Origin of the sequence: Microcoleus sp. N3A4 (genome assembly GCF_036701805.1) — a bacterium.
GTDB lineage: Bacteria > Cyanobacteriota > Cyanobacteriia > Cyanobacteriales > Microcoleaceae > Microcoleus.
The window spans coordinates 168037-188353 of the sequence record NZ_JAUBRJ010000005.1 but is presented as its reverse complement, the minus strand read 5'-3'; the positions used below and the strand labels follow the sequence as shown (position 1 = coordinate 188353).

General features: G+C 47.2%; 16 protein-coding genes. 10 read left to right on the top strand and 6 right to left on the bottom strand.

What is annotated here, in order from left to right; genetic code table 11:
• Positions 1–171: 171 nt before the first annotated feature.
• On the bottom strand, positions 172–2373 hold the full coding sequence (locus QUA56_RS05030) for a cation:proton antiporter domain-containing protein (RefSeq protein ID WP_333354063.1): 2202 nt from the start codon (positions 2371–2373) through the stop codon (positions 172–174).
• Between the two features lie 436 nt (positions 2374–2809).
• Here QUA56_RS05030 and rpsB point away from each other — a divergent pair, with 436 nt between their 5' ends.
• The 6 genes from rpsB (at position 2810) to QUA56_RS05000 (ending at position 12118) form a co-directional block, all read left to right on the top strand.
• Complete coding sequence (gene rpsB, locus QUA56_RS05025; protein ID WP_333354061.1) at positions 2810–3640, top strand: 30S ribosomal protein S2; 831 nt, start codon at positions 2810–2812, stop codon at positions 3638–3640.
• A 393-nt stretch (positions 3641–4033) separates the two neighbouring features.
• Positions 4034–4693 (top strand): translation elongation factor Ts, encoded by a 660-nt coding sequence (gene tsf, locus QUA56_RS05020; RefSeq protein ID WP_333354058.1) that lies wholly within the window; start codon positions 4034–4036, stop codon positions 4691–4693.
• Between the two features lie 199 nt (positions 4694–4892).
• Complete coding sequence (locus QUA56_RS05015; RefSeq protein ID WP_333354055.1) at positions 4893–5825, top strand: hypothetical protein; 933 nt, start codon at positions 4893–4895, stop codon at positions 5823–5825.
• Between the two features lie 349 nt (positions 5826–6174).
• Positions 6175–8688, top strand: coding sequence for an ATP-dependent DNA helicase RecG (gene recG, locus QUA56_RS05010; RefSeq protein ID WP_333354052.1), 2514 nt, complete (start codon positions 6175–6177; stop codon positions 8686–8688).
• 685 nt (positions 8689–9373) lie between these two features.
• Positions 9374–11458, top strand: coding sequence for an elongation factor G (fusA, locus tag QUA56_RS05005; protein ID WP_333354049.1), 2085 nt, complete (start codon positions 9374–9376; stop codon positions 11456–11458).
• Positions 11459–11581: 123 nt separating this feature from the next.
• Positions 11582–12118, top strand: a complete 537-nt coding sequence (locus QUA56_RS05000) for a Uma2 family endonuclease (protein WP_333354047.1) — start codon at positions 11582–11584, stop codon at positions 12116–12118.
• A gap of 116 nt (positions 12119–12234) precedes the next feature.
• On the opposite strand, the gene QUA56_RS04995 is transcribed toward QUA56_RS05000, so the two are convergent.
• Positions 12235–12381 (bottom strand): hypothetical protein, encoded by a 147-nt coding sequence (locus QUA56_RS04995; protein ID WP_333354073.1) that lies wholly within the window; start codon positions 12379–12381, stop codon positions 12235–12237.
• A gap of 14 nt (positions 12382–12395) precedes the next feature.
• Positions 12396–13397, bottom strand: coding sequence for a hypothetical protein (locus QUA56_RS04990; RefSeq protein ID WP_333354044.1), 1002 nt, complete (start codon positions 13395–13397; stop codon positions 12396–12398).
• 216 nt (positions 13398–13613) lie between these two features.
• Between QUA56_RS04990 and QUA56_RS04985 the strand changes: the two genes are divergently transcribed.
• Positions 13614–14048 (top strand): hypothetical protein, encoded by a 435-nt coding sequence (locus QUA56_RS04985; RefSeq protein ID WP_333354041.1) that lies wholly within the window; start codon positions 13614–13616, stop codon positions 14046–14048.
• A 126-nt stretch (positions 14049–14174) separates the two neighbouring features.
• On the opposite strand, the gene QUA56_RS04980 is transcribed toward QUA56_RS04985, so the two are convergent.
• Positions 14175–15557, bottom strand: a complete 1383-nt coding sequence (locus QUA56_RS04980) for a UDP-N-acetylmuramoyl-tripeptide--D-alanyl-D-alanine ligase (RefSeq protein ID WP_333354038.1) — start codon at positions 15555–15557, stop codon at positions 14175–14177.
• A 409-nt stretch (positions 15558–15966) separates the two neighbouring features.
• Here QUA56_RS04980 and QUA56_RS04975 point away from each other — a divergent pair, with 409 nt between their 5' ends.
• Both QUA56_RS04975 and QUA56_RS04970 read left to right on the top strand, forming a co-directional pair.
• Positions 15967–17247, top strand: a complete 1281-nt coding sequence (locus tag QUA56_RS04975; RefSeq protein WP_333354035.1) for a hypothetical protein — start codon at positions 15967–15969, stop codon at positions 17245–17247.
• Between the two features lie 286 nt (positions 17248–17533).
• Positions 17534–17869, top strand: a complete 336-nt coding sequence (locus tag QUA56_RS04970; RefSeq protein WP_333354031.1) for an RNA-binding protein — start codon at positions 17534–17536, stop codon at positions 17867–17869.
• Between the two features lie 235 nt (positions 17870–18104).
• Here QUA56_RS04970 and clpS read toward each other — a convergent pair whose 3' ends face one another.
• A complete protein-coding gene (gene clpS / locus QUA56_RS04965; protein WP_333354029.1) occupies positions 18105–18386 on the bottom strand; it encodes an ATP-dependent Clp protease adapter ClpS in 282 nt (93 codons plus the stop codon).
• A 415-nt stretch (positions 18387–18801) separates the two neighbouring features.
• On the opposite strand from clpS, the gene QUA56_RS04960 reads away from it, so the two are divergent.
• Positions 18802–19398 (top strand): DUF3172 domain-containing protein, encoded by a 597-nt coding sequence (locus QUA56_RS04960; RefSeq protein WP_333354026.1) that lies wholly within the window; start codon positions 18802–18804, stop codon positions 19396–19398.
• 129 nt (positions 19399–19527) lie between these two features.
• Here QUA56_RS04960 and QUA56_RS04955 read toward each other — a convergent pair whose 3' ends face one another.
• Complete coding sequence (locus tag QUA56_RS04955) at positions 19528–20310, bottom strand: AMIN domain-containing protein (protein WP_333354024.1); 783 nt, start codon at positions 20308–20310, stop codon at positions 19528–19530.
• Positions 20311–20317 lie beyond the last annotated feature (7 nt).

Genomic DNA, 20317 nt, shown 5'->3' with positions numbered 1-20317 from the left:
TAACAACTAACAACTAACAACTAACAACTAACAACTGACAACTAACAACTGACAACTAACAACTAACAACTAACAACTGACAACTAACAACTGACAACTAACAACTAACAACTAACAACTAACAACTAACAACTGACAACTAACAACTGACAACTAACAACTAACAACTGACTACCTTCGAGGAAGTACCGAAGCCAAGTGCGATCGCACTTTAACGTAACACCGCGCAATCAGCAGCGAAGAATGACACTGCACCGCCAATTCATCAGTATACTGTCCCAAAGTTTGGCGCTCAATTCCCCACTCCCGACTCGTACCCGCAATAGTCAAATCAGCATTAGCAGAAGCAGCAATCACCGCTTGAATTGGCTCGGCAGCCTCCACAATCGGAGTTTCAATGCGCGATCGCACATCAACCGGCAACTGTTCCATCACTCGCTGAAACTCGTAACTCAACTCGTTTCCAGCTTCCCCGTTTACCCCCACCCGCAGCACCGTCAAACGGCGTTCCTCGCTATTAACTAACAGTCTCAGCGCCAATTCTAAGCCCAAATCATCGTGAATGTTTGCCGCATAAGGCACTAACAAATTATTCAACGTTTCCCGGCCTCTGTCAACAAAAATTGCTACATCCACCTTAGCGTTGCTGAGAATTTGACCGACACGTCCTCCCAAACGGTTGCTGCTAAAAGTAGGCCTGTGCCATCCTACTAAAATCAAATCCGCGCGATCGAGTTCCGCAATTTGTGCCGTTTCCCGCGCCACATCCTTAGTAACCCGAATGATTGGATGCACGAATTTTCTCGCCTCCGGCAGTTCCAAACTATCAATTAATTCTGATAATTTCGAGCGGCGCTCTTGAATAATGCGATCGGCTTCCGCAGGCGTACTTTCAAAAGCATAATCCTCATTGAATTCTATCAAACTTAGAGGATGAACCGCCGAATGTGAATCGTTACCGCCCGTGCCAGCAGCCGGCAGCGCCAGCCCTACCGCTAGCTGCAGTAAACCCTTCTGCGTGCTGGGATTAGCAACCGGTACTAAAATTCGATAAGTTGGCAGCAACTTTTTAGCAGTTTCTTCATTGCTAGCAGCAATTGGTAAATCTTCTAATTCTGAATCCTCAGAGTTAACTTCGGAAACATCTAACCGAATTAACCGTTTGGGATAAGTCCACTCCAACAGCGGCGAAGTCATAAAAGTTGTTACTAAAGCCATGATGACTAACATCGTAAATAGCACCGGGGAAATTACGCCCAGAGAAAGACCGATATTCAGCACAATTAGTTCGGTCAAACCGCGAGTGTTCATCATCCAACCCAGCGCTGAAGCTTCGCGGTTGCTAATGCCGCAGACTCTAGCAGCCGCGTAAGTTCCGACGTATTTTCCAATAATTGCTACTCCCAAAACTGCGGCGCACAGCAGCCACAATTCAGGACTGTTTAGCAAGCCGATTTGAGTCCGCAAACCGCTGTAAGCAAAAAAGATTGGCAGCAGAAATATCAAAACAAAATCTTCGGTTTTCTCAGCTAATTCTCTGGTGAGTCCGGCATTTTTGGGCATAGCCACACCGAGCAAAAATGCACCGAAGATTAAGTGAATTCCAATCAATTCAGTAATTAGGGCAGATGCTACAACAGCCATGTAAATTCCTGCAAGCACTAACTGAGTTAACCTGCCGGTGCGGTTGTATTGCTTGGAAAGCCGCTGCAAGAACCAGCGGACTACAGTCAGCATGAAAGCGATGTAAATTAAAGATTCAATAATTGTCGGCAAAGCGCCTAACATCGAGTTAGTGCGAGTAACTGCGATCGCCACCGCCAACAAACACCACGCCGTTACGTCATCTACCGCAGCGCAAGTCAGGGCCAGCGTCCCCAATTTTGTATTCTGCAAGTTGTGTTCTGTAATAATTCTTGCCAGCACTGGAAATGCCGTAATTGACATCGCAGCGCCTAAAAACAAAGCAAAGGCGGTAAAGGAAACGCTATTATTTGAAACGATGGGATACAGCAGCAGTGCGAGCAAGCTTCCCAGAGAAAACGGCACTAGAATGCTGACGTGGGAAGTTAAAATCGCTATATCTAAATTGCTTTTGAGATACTTGGGATTCAGTTCCAAACCAATCAAGAACATGAAAAATATTAGCCCCACCTCAGATAGCACGTTGAGGAAGGGAACGGCTTCGGCTGGAAAAAGTGCTGTTGCTAAATCTGGTGCAACTAAGCCAAACAGAGAAGGCCCAAGCATAATTCCTGCTACAATTTCTCCAATGACTTGAGGTTGTTTGATCGCTCGAAATCCTAAACCTACAAGTCTCGAAAGTGCGATGACAATTAGAACTTCAAGCAGAACGAGAATGGGTATGGGCATGGCGTTTTTAGCTTTGGGATTTTTGCGGATCGAGAGGGCAGGGTACTAAAGCTGATTGAATTGCCGATCGAAAAAAATGGATACCAGCTCGATCGAAGGTAGAAGGCACAAGAGGCGCACCAACAACGCCATTCTCTCACAAGCGAACAAAGGCTTTGGCAACCTCCCACCTGGATTTTTTGTTTTTAAGAAGCGCTTGGGAGTAACTCTAACCGCAGCCTGCACACCCCGCACCCAACCTGCAGACTAAATCTCACCTCCGGGTGCCAACCCAACCCTAGGGATATCAGATTTTCAGAAAAAGTAGCGCGCGCTGTGATAAACTAGAAAAGTTGTTTAAATTCGCACATCCGGGTTTTCGGGTGTTTCGAGGGCGCAAGCCTTCAGAAATACAACCGGGTGGAGGATTAACCCGAATACAGGAGTTAAAAATACAATGCCAGTAGTCAGTTTGGCTCAAATGTTAGAGTCAGGGGTTCACTTCGGACACCAAACCCGCCGGTGGAACCCGAAAATGGCTCCATACATTTTTACAGAGCGCAACGGGGTTCACATCATCGACCTCGTGCAAACCGCTCAGCTTATGGAAGACGCCTACGAGTACATGAGAGTTGCCTCAGAAAAAGGCAAAAAGTTTTTGTTCGTGGGTACGAAGCGCCAAGCTGCCGGGATTGTAGCTCAAGAAGCTCAACGCTGCGGTGCTTATTACGTCAACCAGCGCTGGCTGGGGGGAATGCTCACCAACTGGACGACGATTAAGTCCCGCGTGGAGCGCCTCAAGGATTTGGAGCGCCGCGAGGAAATCGGCGCCCTCGATTTGCTGCCGAAAAAAGAAGCTTCTGTGCTGCGCCGAGAAATGGCAAAACTCCAGAAATATCTGGGCGGGATTAAATCTATGCGGAAGATTCCCGACGGAGTGGTGCTGGTAGACCAACGCCGCGAGTATAATGCTGTGTTGGAATGCCAAAAGTTGGGAATTCCGATCGTCTCTCTGTTGGACACCAACTGCGACCCGGATTTGGTTGACATTGCGATTCCGGCCAACGACGATGCTATTCGATCGATCAAGCTGATTGTCGGCAAGTTAGCTGATGCCATCTACGAAGGTCGTCACGGTCAGCAGGGCGGCGACTCAGATGAAGACTACGACTACGAGGGTGGTTACGAAGGCGCTGAATATGATGTCGAAATCGAAGAATTGGATGACCCCGATTATGTAGATCCCGACGACGCCGCTGAGGCCGAGGGCGAAGAAACCGAGAGCTAGTATTGCCCTCGGAATCTGACACCAGGTAATTAAAAATTAAAGATTGAAAATTAAAAATAATTATTATTTTTAGTTGGACATTTTTAATTTTTAATTGTACGTGGCACGAGTCTAAGTCATTAGTAGAGTTCTGGCAAAAGCATTCATTGTGCCAGCGCCAGAATAAATTATGGCGCTACAGGTATAAAGTCCGCCCTAAGACTGACTGGGTATTTCTTCACTCTGGTCTAATCATTAAAATTAGTGACTGATGACTGATGACTGATGACTGATGACTGATGACTGATGACTAATGACTGATGACTGATGACTGATGACTGATGACTAATGACTGATGACTGATGACTGATGACTAATGACTAATAAATAATTTTGATTGGGAACTTAAAGAAGATGGCGGACATATCTGCAAAACTTGTTAAAGAACTGCGCGACAAAACCGGCGCTGGCATGATGGACTGCAAAAAAGCCCTCATTGCAAACGATGGCGATATCGAAACATCCATTGAGTGGCTGCGGAAAAAAGGTCTGGCTTCTGCCGGTACAAAAGGTGGACGAGTCGCCTCAGAAGGTATAGTAGGTAGCTACATTCACACCGGCGGCCGAGTCGGCGTGTTGGTGGAAGTTAACTGCGAAACAGATTTTGTCGCCCGCCGCGAAGATTTCCAAGCTTTGGTGCGGAATATTGCGATGCAAATTGCAGCTTGCCCGAATGTGGAATACGTGAAAGTTGAAGATATCCCCGCCGAAGTTGTCGAAAGAGAAAAGGCAATTGAAATGGGCAAAGATGACTTGGGCAACAAGCCTGACAACATCAAAGAAAAGATTGTTCTAGGGCGGATTGAGAAGCGCATGAAAGAGTTATCTTTGATGGATCAGCCTTTTATTAGAGATCAGAATATCTCGGTGGAAGAGTTGGTGAAACAAACGATCGCCCAAATCGGAGAAAATGTCCAAGTGCGCCGCTTCGTGCGTTTTGTCTTGGGCGAAGGCATTGAAAAGGTAGAAGCTAACTTTGCCGATGAAGTGGCAGCCCAAATGGGTGCTAAATAATCCCAAATTAAGATTGAGAATTAAAAATTAAAAATGTGAAAACTTGATTTTTTGCATTTTTAATTTTTAATTTTTACAGGACTCCCGGAGTGCGTACAAAACACCCGATTTATAACCATTGTTAAATGGAAACTCAGACAATTTGTGGCAGAAACCAGGTTTTTTTGCCCGCCTCCTATTTTAATTTTATACGAGAGATATGGTGCGAGCAAGAGAGCGAATAGAGCAAGATTTGGCAGGACTAGAAGAGGCTTTAGCAGCCTTGACTTTGGAGTTTCGCAGTACCTACGATGGTTATTTAACTGCGTTGGGACAAGCGGTGCGGCAGCAGTTAATTTTGGCTTGCTATCACCTTTGCACTCAAGCGGTGCCGGAGTCGTTTCTCAAGTTGTCCTTCGACGGGCGGCAAAAAATGCAGCAGTCTGTAAGGGCTTTGGCTGCCGCGTCAGACGAAAAATTGCGATCTCTAGTGACGACTGAATCCGACGAAGAGGAAGAGGAAGAGGCAGAAGAGGAAGAGGAAGAAGAGGAAGAGGAAGAGGAAGAAGAAGAAGAGGCAGAAGAGGCAGAAGAGGCAGAAGAAATAAAGGAAAAAAAAGAGAAAAAAAACGAAGTTTCCGCCATTAACTATCTATTTTCCTTGGCAAATTACCAATTGCCAATTGCCAATTCCCCCGAAAGTTTGGCGCGCTGGCAAAATAGTATTGAAAAGTCGATCGCCCATATTATCAAGCTGCTTTCTCGCGACACGAACCGCTTGCTGCAACAGTCGGCAATCTTGCCCCGTTTATTGCCAGAACCTGTTCTAGAAGCTGCTTCTCAAGCTGAATTGTCCGGCGACAGTGTTGCGGGCCCACCTAACTTATTAAACTTAATCATTGAAACCGATAGCTCATCAGCACCGCCAAACTTGGCAGAAACATCGGCTACGAGGGCCCTGCACATTACAGCGATTAAACTGCGGCTGTCGGAAATAGAGTTTGCCGATGCGGGAACTTCGGCTTGGCGGCAGCAAATTCGCAACCTGTCTGTAAAGTTGAACTCGCTCGGCCGCGATTACCAGAAAAAGCAGCGGGAACTAGCTGTGGTGGAGGCTGAGTCTGCTTGGCGATCGAGTTGGTTTGAAGATTAGTCAGTTGTCAGTTGTCAGTTGTCAGTTGTCAGTTGTCAGTTGACAGTTGTCAGTTGTCAGTTGTCAGTTGTCAGGGGAGCATCCCATTTTTGCTTTCAGACCGTGGACGGTTGTATCAGAATAATATATTTGGATGATATAGCGCGCGCCCGTCGTCTCGCTCGCGACCATGCCGCGAGCGTGACGCTCGCACTCCTAAAAAACGCTTTTTACCAAATTGGGATGCTCCCGTTGTCAGTTGTCAGTTGTCTGGAATTCTTGAGCTATGATTAATAACTAATGACTAATGACTAATGACTGATGACTAATGACTGATGACTAATGACTAATGACTAATTACTAATGACTGATGACTAATAATCAACCAGAATGGCAGCGATTGCAAAAAGCTCTTTCAGTAGAAGCCGATCGCGGATTTAACGACATCCAAGGCAGTCAATACCGCTTCAGCGAGTTTCTGGGCCTGAGTTTGAGACAGTTAGCAGTTGCTGTGGCTGCTTCTTCGCGCGACCGCGCCCGAGCTATACAATTAGCTGCTGAATTTGACATCTACCCTCAGAAGGATCTCGAAGCGCGCCAGCATTCGATCGCCATTACGGTCAGTTTTCTCAGGCAAATGGAGCAAGTTTGGGAACAAGAAACTCGCCACCAGCAAGAACAAGCAGAACAAGTCAGACCCGCAAACCCGGACGTACCAACCGCCCCAGCAGTTTCAGTTCCCCGAACTGCACCCCTGAGTTCAGCACCCGCCCCACCCAGCCTGACTCTCGACCAACAGTTAACCCGCGTCACCGGCATCGGCCCCGCCAACGGCAACCGCTTGGCAAAACTGGGTTTATACACTGTATACGACTTGCTTTACTACTATCCCCGCAACCACATCGACTATGCAAAGCAAGTACAAATTCGCGAGCTAGTAGCCGGGGAAACTGTCACTTTGATCGCAGAAGTAAAGCGCTGCAATTGCTTTTCTAGTCCTAAGAATAAGAAGTTAACCATATTAGAAGTAATTTTAAAAGACCGCACCGGAGAAATAAAAATAAGTCGTTTTTTTGCAGGCCCTCGCTACAGTAATCGCGGCTGGCAAGAATTCAAAAAGCGCGAGTATTGTACCGGTGCAGTGCTTGCAGCTTCGGGGTTGGTGAAGCAGGGTAAATATGGAATTACTTTAGAAAATCCTGAGTTAGAAGTATTAGACGACTCCGGCGGTGCGATCGAATCAATGAAAGTCGGCCGCCTGATACCGGTTTATCCGCTGACGGAAGGGGTGGATGCGGGTTCGGTGAGGCGATCGATCTTGGCTGCAATGCCGGCGGCGAAAATGTTGCCGGAATCGCTACCGGAGGATTTGCGCGAGCGTTACGGTTTAATGGGTTTAGCCGATGCCGTGACTAATATTCACTTTCCGCTCGATCGAGATTGTTTGGCCGCCGCCCGCCGCCGCTTAGTTTTTGACGAATTTTTCTACCTGCAATTAGGCCTTTTAAAGCGCCGCCAAACCCAAAGAAAAGCTCAAGCTAGTGCAGTCATCCTTCCTAGCGGCAAATTGATCGAACATTTTTATGAAATCTTGCCTTTTGCGCTGACTAATGCTCAGGAAAGAGTCATCAATGACATCCTCAACGATTTAGCTTCGCCGCAACCGATGAACAGATTAGTGCAAGGCGATGTCGGCGCTGGCAAAACTGTAGTCGCCGTAGTCGCAATGCTAGCAGCAATTCAATCCGGCTATCAAGCCGCTTTAATGGCGCCGACAGAAGTTTTAGCAGAACAGCACTATCGCAAATTGGTAGGTTGGTTTAACTTGATGCACTTGTCTGTTGAACTGTTAACTGGTTCGACAAAAGTAGCAAAGCGCCGAGAAATTCACAGCCAGTTAGAAACCGGAGAATTGCCGGTTTTAGTTGGAACTCACGCGCTGATTCAAGATACAGTTAATTTCCGAAAATTGGGTTTGGCAGTAATTGATGAACAGCACAGATTCGGCGTGCAGCAGCGGGCTAAATTGCAGCAAAAAGGCGAAGCTCCTCACGTTTTGACCATGACGGCAACTCCCATTCCCCGGACGCTAGCGCTGACGCTGCACGGGGATTTAGACGTGAGTCAAATTGATGAACTTCCCCCCGGCAGGCAGGCGATTCAAACAACTGTACTGTCTGCCAAAGAACGCATCCAAGCTTACGATTTGATTCGCCGGGAAGTGGCGAGCGGGCGTCAAGTTTATGTGGTGCTGCCGCTGGTGGAGGAGTCGGAAAAGTTGGATGTGCGATCGGCAATTGAGGAACAAGAGAAACTTGAAAAAAGTGTATTTCCTGAGTTTAAGGTGGGTTTGCTCCACGGCAGAATGAGCAGTGCTGACAAAGATGAGGCAATTACTAAGTTTCGGGACAAAGAAACTGATATTTTAGTATCTACAACTGTGGTTGAAGTGGGAGTAGACGTGCCGAATGCAACCGTAATGCTGATTGAAAATTCCGAGCGTTTTGGACTGTCGCAATTGCACCAGTTGCGGGGTCGAGTCGGTCGGGGCCGCGATCGTTCTTATTGTTTGTTAATGCCCGGTTCCAAAACTGCGGAAGCTATGCAGAGAATGAAGGTTTTAGAACAATCTCAAGATGGCTTTTTTATTGCGGAAATGGACATGAGGTTGCGCGGGCCCGGTCAGGTTTTGGGAACTCGTCAGTCGGGTTTGCCGGATTTTGCTTTGGCGAGTTTGGTGGAGGATCAGGAGGTTTTGGAGTTGGCGAGGGCCGCTGCTCAAATGGTAATTGAGAATGATGAAACTTTGAATCAGTGGCCGGTGGTGCGTGATGAATTGCAGCGGAGATATCAGCGGATGATGAGCGGGTCGATTTTGACTTAGATAGTTTGGGACGCAGCAACGGGGTTTTTAATAATATTTTGTAGAGTGGGTTTAAGCGAATATCTATCAAAGCCGGCAGTTTATTGCTGCACTCGCGCACCCTGTCCCCGCAGGCTGATTTATTTGCACCTACCTATTTAATGTCAGATTTAATGTCAGAAACCGGGTTTCTTGCCACAAAGTCATATCGTTTCCGGTTGCATTGGAATTATATATTTCTCTCGACGAGAGTGCGAGCGTCCTCGCTCGCTACCTAAATAGCGAGCGAGGACGCTCGCACTCTTATAATTCCGATGCTACCGGATTTAATATCACGTAAAATCTTAGGTTTTTTGTCAGGAAAACCCGCTTTATACCGTTTTGCTGACAATGGTGCAAAATATCAGGTTGAGCGAAGCGTCAAAAACACGAATTTGTTGGTACGAGTGCCTCAACCCAACCTACTTTCTGAAAAAAATTTGCCCTTGATTTAGGGTATTTTTATGAGTTGTAAGGATTCCCGTACTGATCGAACCAAGAATCCTTCGCAGGAATGACGGGGAAGTGTCAAAATTAAGGTAGTGCTGCCAGAAACAGGGAAAACGAAATCCAGCCTGTACTGGCCCAATAGGCAACATTAATTCCTCGCTTGTCACGCTTGCAGGTGGTCGCCGACGGTTCGTCGCATTAAATCTCAACAGTAATTATGAAAGATCTCACTCGTTATCGAAATATCGGCATCTTCGCCCACGTAGATGCTGGCAAGACCACCACAACTGAAAGAATCCTGAAACTGACGGGTAAAATCCACAAAATCGGTGAAGTACACGAAGGCGCGGCGACGACTGACTTCATGGAACAGGAGCAAGAGCGCGGGATTACGATTCAGTCCGCTGCTACCACCTGCTTCTGGAACGATCATCAGCTCAACATCATCGATACTCCGGGACACGTGGATTTTACGATCGAGGTGTACCGTTCTTTGAAGGTGCTCGATGGTGGGATTGGTGTGTTCTGCGGTTCGGGTGGAGTTGAACCGCAATCTGAAACCAACTGGCGCTACGCTAACGATTCCAAAGTGGCTCGCGTCATCTACATCAATAAGCTCGATCGCACCGGTGCAGATTTTTACCGAGTTGTCAAGCAAGTTGATAAAATCCTCGCAGCTAAACCGATGGTGATGGTATTGCCGATCGGCATAGAAGAAAAGTTTTGCGGCGTAGTCGATTTGCTGACCCGCAAAGCCTGGATCTGGGATGAGTCCGGCGATCCGATGAACTATGCAATTCAAGATGTCCCGGCCGATATGGTCGATGATGTCGAAACTTGGCGCGAACAGTTGATCGAACTGGCCGTCGAGCAAGACGACGCTCTGATGGAACAGTATCTCGAAGGCAACGAGCCGAGTATCGACGACCTCAAGCGCTGCATTCGCAAAGGTACTCGCGATCGGGCATTTTTCCCCACATACTGCGGCTCATCATTTAAGAACAAAGGCGTGCAGTTGGTTCTCGATGCCGTGGTTGACTACCTGCCGAACCCGATGGAAGTCGCACCGCAGCCAGAAGTCGATCTCGATGGCGAGGAAACCGGCGAGTTTGCGATCGTCGATCCCAATAGGCCATTGCGGGCACTCGCATTTAAGATCATGGACGATCGCTACGGTGCTCTAACCTTCACGCGCCTGTACTCCGGTAAGCTGTCTAAAGGCGACACCGTACTCAACACAGCCACAGGCAAAACCGAGCGCGTCAGCCGTTTGGTGGAGATGCACGCCAACTCTCGCGAAGAAATTGAATCGGCCCAAGCAGGGGACATTGTGGCGATCGTCGGCATGAAAAACGTCCGCACCGGACACACCATCTGCGATCCCAAACATCCCGCCACCCTAGAGCCGATGGTATTCCCCGATCCCGTTATTTCGATTTCGGTCAAACCGAAACAAAAAGGCGGCGAAGAAAAAATGGGAGCAGCCCTCACCAAGATGGTGCAAGAAGACCCATCCTTCCACATGGTGACGGATCAAGAAAGCGGCGAAATGATTCTCAAGGGGATGGGCGAGTTACACCTCGACATCAAAGTAGACATTCTCAAGCGCACCCACGGCATCGAAGTAGAAGTCGGCGAACCGCAGGTAGCCTACCGCGAGTCGATTACCAAGCGCCTCGAAGACGAATACACCCACAAAAAGCAATCAGGTGGTTCCGGTCAATTTGCCAAAATCGGCTACGTGATCGAGCCTGGTGAGGTGGGAAGCGGCTTCCAGTTTGAGTCAAAAGTGACCGGTGGTAGCGTGCCGAGAGAATATTGGCCAGCAGTCGAAAAAGGCTTTGAAAGCTGCATCGACAAAGGCGTCTTGGCCGGATTCCCCTGCCTGGACTTGAAATTCACGCTTCTAGAAGGCGGTTTCCACCCCGTTGACTCGTCAGCGATGGCCTTTGAAATTGCTGCTAAGGCGGCATATCGCCAGTCTCTGCCTAAAGCTGGGCCTCAGTTGCTCGAACCGATTATGAATGTCGATGTATTCACTCCAGATGATTACATGGGCGACGTGATCGGCGACCTCAACCGCCGCCGGGGGATGATGAAATCTCAGGAGACAAGCCAGACAGGAGCACGGATCAAGGCAGATGTGCCGTTGAGCGAAATGTTTGGTTACATTAGCGATTTGCGTACTATGACCTCTGGCCGCGGACAGTTCTCAATGTCCTTCTCCCACTATGCTCCTTGTCCGAGCAACATCGCTGAAGAAGTGATCAAGGAAGCGAAAGAGCGTCAAGCCGCGAAGTAGTAGTGCTTTTGACTCCCGGTAGGTGCTATCTGGAGTCAAACAGAACAATTCAATCCCCGACAAATTCTACGAAGTCGGGGATTTAATCTAGATAATAAGTACAGTGAGGTTCGACAAAAAAATATGATTGAGTCGATCGCAACACTTTCACTAACAGACTTCCTCGCTCAACCGGATATTGAATCCTCGCCTGCATGGGAATTTATTCTGGGACGAGCAGTTCAAAAAACTATGCCAACCCTTTTTCATTCGCGACTGCAACACAACTTGGTTAACTATATCAACGATCGGACTGATCGATTTGAAGCGATACCAGAGTTGCGTTGCTTGGTACTTTCCTACTCGCCAGTACCAGATATAGCGATTGTAGCAGGCGATCGGCTTACCGATGAAGACGGACCACTTAACGGCGCACCGGATTGGTTAATTGAAATTCTATCGCCGGATCAAAGCACTTTAAAATTGCAGAATAAGATCCTCCACTGCCTCATTAACGGCACGCAATTAGCATGGCTAATCGATATCTCTCACCAACAAGTTTGGGTATGGCAGGGTGAGGAGCTACCTATAATCTGTTCGGGTGCAGATATTTTACCAGTTTTAGGTATTCTCCCGGAACTTACGGTTGATGCTGTGATGGCTATGATTCGCCGACAGTAGGCATTTTATTAGAAAACTGGGTTTAAAACCCCGTTGATAGTAATTAGGGTTTGCTGAATATACCGCATATTGCGTGGTCTGGGTTTGCGATCGGCTTATTCAGCAAGCCCCACATATTAGATAGTAGAACCACGAGCAGACTTCAACAACATCTTGATTTGTTCAAGACTTAATGGTGGTGAACTACGATGAATCATAGCGTGACAATTTGGGCAAACAGGACGCAAATCTTTTATAGGATCAATTTCATACTCTTCTGCAATTTCTGAAAGGGGTCTTAGATGATGAACATGAATGAAACCTTTTCCCGTTGCCCAAAAGCTCTGCCAAAATCGAAATCACAAATAAAGCAACTTGAACCGTAATAATCAATACATTTTTGTCGAGCTTTAGGCTCTCGTTCATAGGCGTTGACTGAAACTTGCCGTACTGCCCCCTCACGAAATGTTTGTACTGAATCTACTTCATCAGGAAAGAATCTAGTAGTAGTTACAGATTCCTGAACCTGAAGCGGATTTTGCCAATCCAACAAACATTTTAGGTATTTTTCAAAAAGCGGATTTTGCCAATCCCTCAAACATTTTAGATATTCTTCAAAACGGTCTTCCTCACCAAGATACACATTTATTGCAGCACGAAAGATAGCAAAGAGTTCGACAAAGTTATCAATCACTGGCTGAGCTGCATCTAGGTCTTTAATAGGAAGAACTAGGGATGGACTCTGAATATAAGTACCTTTCCCATCTCGTTCAGGAACTAATTGCAGCTTGTTAATGAACTCATCATACTCTAAATTTTCATCTTCTTTCGGTGCAATAGTTTCAGAGTAAACTTCATATTCACCCTGCTCCCAAATCTGAGTAACATCTTTCAAATGCTTCTTCAGGACTTGAACAATCGGATTCCCTTCTAGTCCTCTTAATCCAAAAAAGTTCACAAATAAACTATCAGAAGTACACTCGAATCTCAGTTGGAAATACCAAGTTCCTTTTATAGTCAAGCCAGCGCTTGCTATTTTGAATGGCTTGGTTTTCTTGGCTCCAGAGCGATGAGCTGGTGTAGTCGTTATTCGACAATCTGAGAGTACATCTGTGCCATAAACTTGGTGAATTTGGTCACAAGCTTGTTTAATGATTATTTTAAGCTTAGGGACAAGTAATTTTTTTAGCTTATCAGCACGCTCTCGATCGTCCTCGACTGAGAAGAGATATTGTTCAGCAGACCCTATGAGTGGCAAGTCAACGATTTGTGACAATTCGGTTTCCTCAACTGAATTCATATTTGCTCTCCGACATTACAAGTCCGACGGAAACTAATCGATACTTTAGCTTTTTTTCGATATATCCTGAAATAGGTCAAGCTTCCCCGACTCCTAAAACTTGTGCTACGGTGAGTTTCAGCCTTGTAGGGTGCGTCAGTTAGAATAGTTACGGGACAAGGGAAACGCTTATGGACTGACGCACCCTACTATCGTCTTTTAAATGCCGAACAGCTTATGACTCAAATAAATCCCGATCGCACTGCTGGTACAATTGCGCTCGACGTTTGCGCTCAATCAAACGGGCAGTATCTTTGTCAGATATCGTCATCTTTGAGCGATCGCCCCAATGATACCATGAATTTTTACGGACAAACGAAAGAACACGCGATCGCGATCGCCCTGGAACATTTAGCCTCTCGCTACCGCCAGCAAGCGGAAGAATCTCAAAATATAGATTGGGACGCGGTGGAAATTTCTGATTCTGGAGAGCCAATTGAAAAGCGTTATCACGTAATTTTGCACTACGAACGAATTGCTAAAGATGAATCTAAGTTTGAGGCAATGCACAATACAATGATGGGAAATACAGTAGTTGAAAATGCCAAAATTTCAATAATTGAGATCGATCCCGATATCGAAATCGAGGCCAGAGGGCTATCAAAATATTGAACCCTCGGGACTTAGGTGCAGATGGGCATCTTACCACCCTACGCATCAGCGATTGAAACGTGAGTTTGAGGCGGCGATCGACTAGAAGCGCTCGCATAATTTCAAATCCCCAAAATTTCTTTTCTATTACTCCCCCGCAAAATCTGCCCTAAACTTCTCCACAACTCGATTTAACTCCACCGAATGAGAGGCTTTAAATAAAATACGATCGCCCGGTGTGACAAACTCCATTAAATGCCTTGCTAAATCTTCGCGGGAATTCTCCCTCGCAATATCTTCTACCTCCACAAAAGGCAAACCCGCCGCACCCGCACCCATCGCCGCCGCTTCCTCAAAATCAGCAAAAACAAACAAAGCATCCAGATTCAACTCTCGCGCCGCCCTTCCCACTTGTCGGTGAAATTCGATCGCCCTGTCGCCCAATTCCTTCATCGTTCCCAACACCGCAATTCGGCGCTTTCCCGGAGTATCTGCTAACAGTCTCAGGGCCGCCAACATCGACTCCAAACCAGCATTGTAAGTCTCATCCAGAATCACAATATCCTGTGGCAAATCGTAGCGGCGCGCCCGTCCATCTGGTAACTGCACAGACAAACCTTGCTTTAAAACTTCCCAATCAATACCTAAAACTTTTCCTACCGCCAAAGCCGCCAAATAATTTACAGCATTGTGCCGTCCCTGCAGCGGCAGCGGCAATTCCACACCTTCTACAGATATTGTATCGTAATTGAGCAATTCTCCGCACAAATCTCCGCCTTCTAAACCGTAAGTTAAAGTTTTTCCCTGCCAAACTTTTGCCGCAGTTGCGATTAATCTGTCACAATCGTGATTGAGAATAGCAATGCTATCAGCAGGCATTTCGGCTAACAGTTCGCACTTAGCTTGGGCGATCGCCTCTTCCGAACCCAATCGCCCTATATGCGCCGTTCCTACGTTAGTAATTACCGCAACAGTAGGACGCGCAATTTGTGACAGCAGCGCAATTTCGCCACTCCCGCGCATCCCCATTTCAATTACAGCATAATTGTGTGAGGGTGAAAGCTCTAACAGAGTTTTTGGTACTCCAATTTCATTGTTGTAGTTATATTGAGTTTTAAGAACATTTCCCCTCGTTGACAAAACCGCCGCAATTAATTCTTTAACAGTAGTTTTACCGACAGAACCAGTAACAGCAACTATAGGTATACTGAACTGGTCGCGCCACCAGGCTGCGATCGACTGATAAGCTTTTAAAGTATCGTCAACGCGCAACAGCGGAAAATTAGGCAATTCCTCTTGCCATTCTCGATCGACAATCGCCGCAATCGCACCCAAATCTCGGGCTTTTGCCACAAATTGATGGCCGTCAAAATTGTCTCCCCGCAGGGCCAAAAACACTTCGCCCCCCTCAAGAGTGCGCGTATCTGTGGCAATCCCTGTCCCTAAAACTGTCAAAACGCCCTCAGACACAGCAGGTAAAGGTACAGTTAAAATTTCAGCAATTTGGGCGATACTTACGCGACAAACCATAACCAGCACTCACATTTTAAATAATTATTTTCACAGCTAATTCTACCTCGCCCGACCTCAAATTTAAGTGATTGAGGGCTGCCAACTAGGATTGACCTTGACAATCCTAATACTAAATCGTCAGCCAACTAAGAAATCCTCCCGTACTCATTCACAATCTTTACCAAGACTTTACAAAGTTTAGGGTGATTTTAGGCCTTGCTAATTGCCAACAATTCATGTCATGCTGGTGTTGGTAAATAGTTTAACTAAGCAAAAAATATCGATCGGCTTAAGCTGCTGACAGCTTCTACCCCTAAGCCTCGTCCGGCGAGAAGCTCAGTTGACTCAATTGTTGCGCTGCATCTGCCAATTCATTAAGCTAATAGCGCTGAAAGCTCCTGCCCCAGACTCGGAGGGTTAATCCACAGTGAACGACTACAACAGACAAAGCCACGAAGAAGAACAGCTACTTTACAACCACTGGCTAGAGTTGGTACAAGTAGAGCAGCCGACCGAACTCATCAGCCGCTTTCGCACTTTGTTTATCCAGGGCACCGGATATCCCGATCGCTCCGTCGCCGACGCACTCGAAAAAATAGCAGCATCAAAACACGCCGAACAAGAATTCAAGTACATCCTCAACCGCTGTTGCCACATCATGATCAACCGCTGGCAAACTTACCCCAGCAAGCAAGCAGCCATCCCTGAATTGATCGCTCTGTTTGAAGAAGCGCCCAAAATACTATTTGGATACAATCGATCGCGGGCGATCGGCTCTATCCCCAAATTAGTAAATCAATTTACCGAAAGCGAACAGTACCTCACCCTCCAACGCTTAGCCAAAGTCATCACTCACAGCAATGAAGACCCCAGCAACAGCAAAACCCCCGCCACCCTAGCCCTGGGAACCTTAATTCCTCGCTACCCTTACCTCTACAAACACTGCCTCCTCAGCGACGATAGCACCTACGAACAGCAGAAAATCATCAAAAAAATCCAAGCTCAAAAGCAGCAGCAATTTGAAGTCAACCTTTCGCAATACGTCGCTCACCAAGTGAGAAAAGCCCAAATAGCGCGCCGGGAAACCTCACTTTCCTTCGGCAGGAATATACAGCCTATAAAAAACCCGACGTTGTTGAGCGACCCCGAACTGTTCTTTGCCCTCAAGCAATTTGTCGGAAAAGTAGAAGGAGCCGATACCTACAGACAGCTAGCGGGCCGCTTCACGGCGAACGCCAGCACAACAGGGTCTTACGGCTCCTTTAAAGACGACTTGTACGAATACCTGATTTCTTCTATCACCGACGACCGCTACGGCAAACGTCAATTTAACGAAAAATTGTATAAGCAACTACAAAATACCCTTCCCCACAGCGACGATCGGAAGTTCAACGAATTTTTAATGCTCAGAACTTGCAGCCAGTTATTGAACTTTTTAGTAGTAGAGAGTCCTGTGCGGCCCAACCACTTTGTCTTCATCGACTTGATCTCAAACCTCGGGCCCACCCAAACCACAGGTTTGCTGCTAAAAATCGTGCTAATTTGCGGCAAAGTCAAGCCATACCTAGAAAAGCGGTTGGCAATTTTGTTCGGTCACTACGAATTCAGTACCCGAGAAGGCGTGGTGTGGTTAGTCAAAGCCCTGGAAAACCTGAATTTAGCTTTGAGTACCAATTTTGGCAATATAGACGTATCTTTCCTGCGGTGAGAGTCGGCGCCACAACTTTCTGTACTTCCACCTCGCCAAAACATCACAGGGAGAAATCGGGTTTCTGAATACCCTAAAAGTTTCACCTTTAATTAGAACAACCTAATTAACTGCTGAAACCTACTCTAAAGACGCTATTCTGTGTTAAAATACCAAGTGTGAATCAGATTCGGTTGCAGGCTTTGTTCATTGCTACAGAATTGTCTAAAAACTTGCCCTTCTGTATCGGCAGGGAACTCTCCGAAACTGAAATCTTCGCACTGTCTAAATTTTGGAGTTATTCCTCATGTCGATATACGTCGGTAACTTATCCTATCAAGTTACCCAAGAAGACATCACCACCGTCTTCGCCGAATACGGAACCGTTAAGCGAGTACATCTACCTACCGACAGAGAAACCAGTCGCCCCCGCGGCTTCGGTTTTGTAGAAATGTCAACAGATGCAGAAGAAGATGCAGCCATTAGTGCTCTCGACGGAGCAGAGTGGATGGGTCGCGACCTCAAAGTTAACAAAGCTAAGCCCCGCGAAGATGAAGGCCGGGGCGGCGGCAACCGGGGCGGCGGCGGCCCAGGAAAATTTGCTCGCGGCGGCGGAGGAGGAGGCGGCGGAGGACGTTATTAATTTCCTAGAATCAAGATTTGAGATTGGAGAGTGGAAGTTGGCGATCGAGCTCACGTAGCTCCGAACCACTTCCGGCCGTTCCGAAAAACCTATGCTCTTCCAGTTTCCATATCTACCGCAGTAAATATAGCAAAAAGCCAGGGGCCTAACCCTTGGCTTTTTTGTATGAGGGTAAATTAAAGGTTATTTTCAGTCAGAAACGCGCTGGGCGAATCCATTGCACTCCCCTCATGTTCTAATCGTCAGGTTCGATGGTGCTGCTCAATCCGTGATTGTTGAGCGTTTCAGAGTAAAACTCAGCGTGTTCGAGAGCGCAAACAATCACCAGTCCCATCCCGTTAGTGTGGGCTTCCATCATCACATTCACAGCCTGTGGCTGAGTCAGACTCGGTACCGTCGCCATCAAAGTCTGCACCACGTACTCCATAGGATTGAAATCATCATTGTGCAGCAGAACGCGGTAGCGCGGTGCAAGCTTGCGGACTGTGGAACGCTTTTGAATAGTTTCGACAGACACTAATCTATACCTCCTGGCTTGTAAAATGTTAAAATTTGTCAACAATCTTGAGCCGGATTCCTCCGCTGTGCAAGAGTATGTCACTTTCAGTTATTTTATTGAAATCTGAAAATTCAGACAAGGCAGCCCCTTGGTCGATCGCGATCTGTGAACCCAACACCAAACCCAGAGGTGGTGTCCTGGGACTGCAGCAACCACCTTCCTAGCGCCATAATATTAGAAAGGCGATCGGTTAAAACTGAGATGTTGCACCATTCTCAATTAGCCTTTTAGGAACAGGCTTTCCGGCCTGTGAAGCGAGAAAATCTACTCTTTGTGGAACGGGCAAGATGCCCGTTCTTGAGAATAGTCCAAGATGTGAGTTAAAAATAACAAACTACTACCTGTTGAGTCTCCAGAACTGAGGGAACTTTATATGAAACGCAAACCTAAATCCTACAACGACGACAGATTCAGCGGCGACCCATCCCGGGGAGATGAAGACTCCGGCTTATTTGGCGGACAGTCGCGGCGCCAACCTCAGTCAGGCAAACCCTCTTTCCTCAATTCCGCCACCCTTGGGATTTTAACAGCCGTCTTTATTCTGGGAATTGGGATTGGCATTGCCTTTAGCTCCACCGCTACAATTAGCCCAGAAAATGTAGCATCCCGCGAATTTATCGATCGCAGCGCCCCGAACCCAGAACTTTGCGTGCAGTTTGGAGCAAGCGCGATGGTTACAGATATGCGCGCTTACGTCACCCTCAACCCTTTCAACGTCTACATTTCACAGCCGACTATGCGCCCCGGCTGCGTGCTGCGAACCAATAACTGGGCAATTCTAGAGCAAAGAAAACTCGTCAGCCAAGACCAAGTGCGCGATTGCAAAAATCGGATGAATACATTTGGCTTCACCGGTGCCCTCGAAAGTGAACCCGACATCAACTGTATCTACCAAAACAACAGTGCCAAAAATTTGTTTATCAACCAGCCCGGTTCAGTGGCTCCATCCACAGATAATCAAAATTTCTAATTTTGATTAAGCTCTCCCGCAATCTAAATTATATTTTTGGGCGGGCGGGACATCCCACAATCAAATTCATTGTTTGTGGAACAGGTATCTTGCCTGTTCTTGAGGATGCTGGAAGATGGGTTAAACCTACTATTTGGGCAGGGGTTCACCAAAATTGATAATCCGCTGTTTTGATGCAGCAGGACGGGGTAGGGGAGTAAGAGGTATCCCCCGCCGTTCCTTGACTGCAACCCTAACTAAAGGCACTGTAATGGGTCGTATTTGGTCATTTTGGGTTGTCTGCTGGGAAGAATTGCGATTGTAATTTAGAGTGGCGATCGGGGCGGGTGAGACAGGCGATCGAGCTGCAACTGAGTTGGGAGTTCTCACCGGCCTGGACTGCGGTACTTGTGTTGCTGACGGGGTTTGGGTTTCGGTAGTGTTGGCGGTCGAACTTGGTTCGATCGACGGAATCAGCACCCAGCGATTTGCTGTCCCGATCTTTTGGAATAGAGTTCGATCGGCCCTCACAGCAAATCCGGGCGCCAAATCCACCACAATTCTGGCTTTCCCGCCTTCAATTTGACTGACTCCCACAGAACGCACCATGCCTTCTGGGTATAGCTGAGTTGCATCTATTCCGATCTCCGTATCGGGCAAATCCACTGCAATCTGACTGGGATTTAGCAGAGAATACTTGGGCGCCGTTCCCTCTGGGAGATTAATTACTAGCTCATTTGTCGCCGGATCGAATTGCCAACTTGGGACTGTGGAAGCGTTGGCTTGTTGTGCGATCGGCACTGTCGCAACTGCGGCGGCGACTGCTAGACTCAGACTCAGTGACTCGATCGCAAACAATCCGGGTGCTAGAGAATTAACAGTCAATTTTTGTAAGTCTTCCCCAAATCTGGTGAGTAATGTTTTGTATGGCATGGCTGCT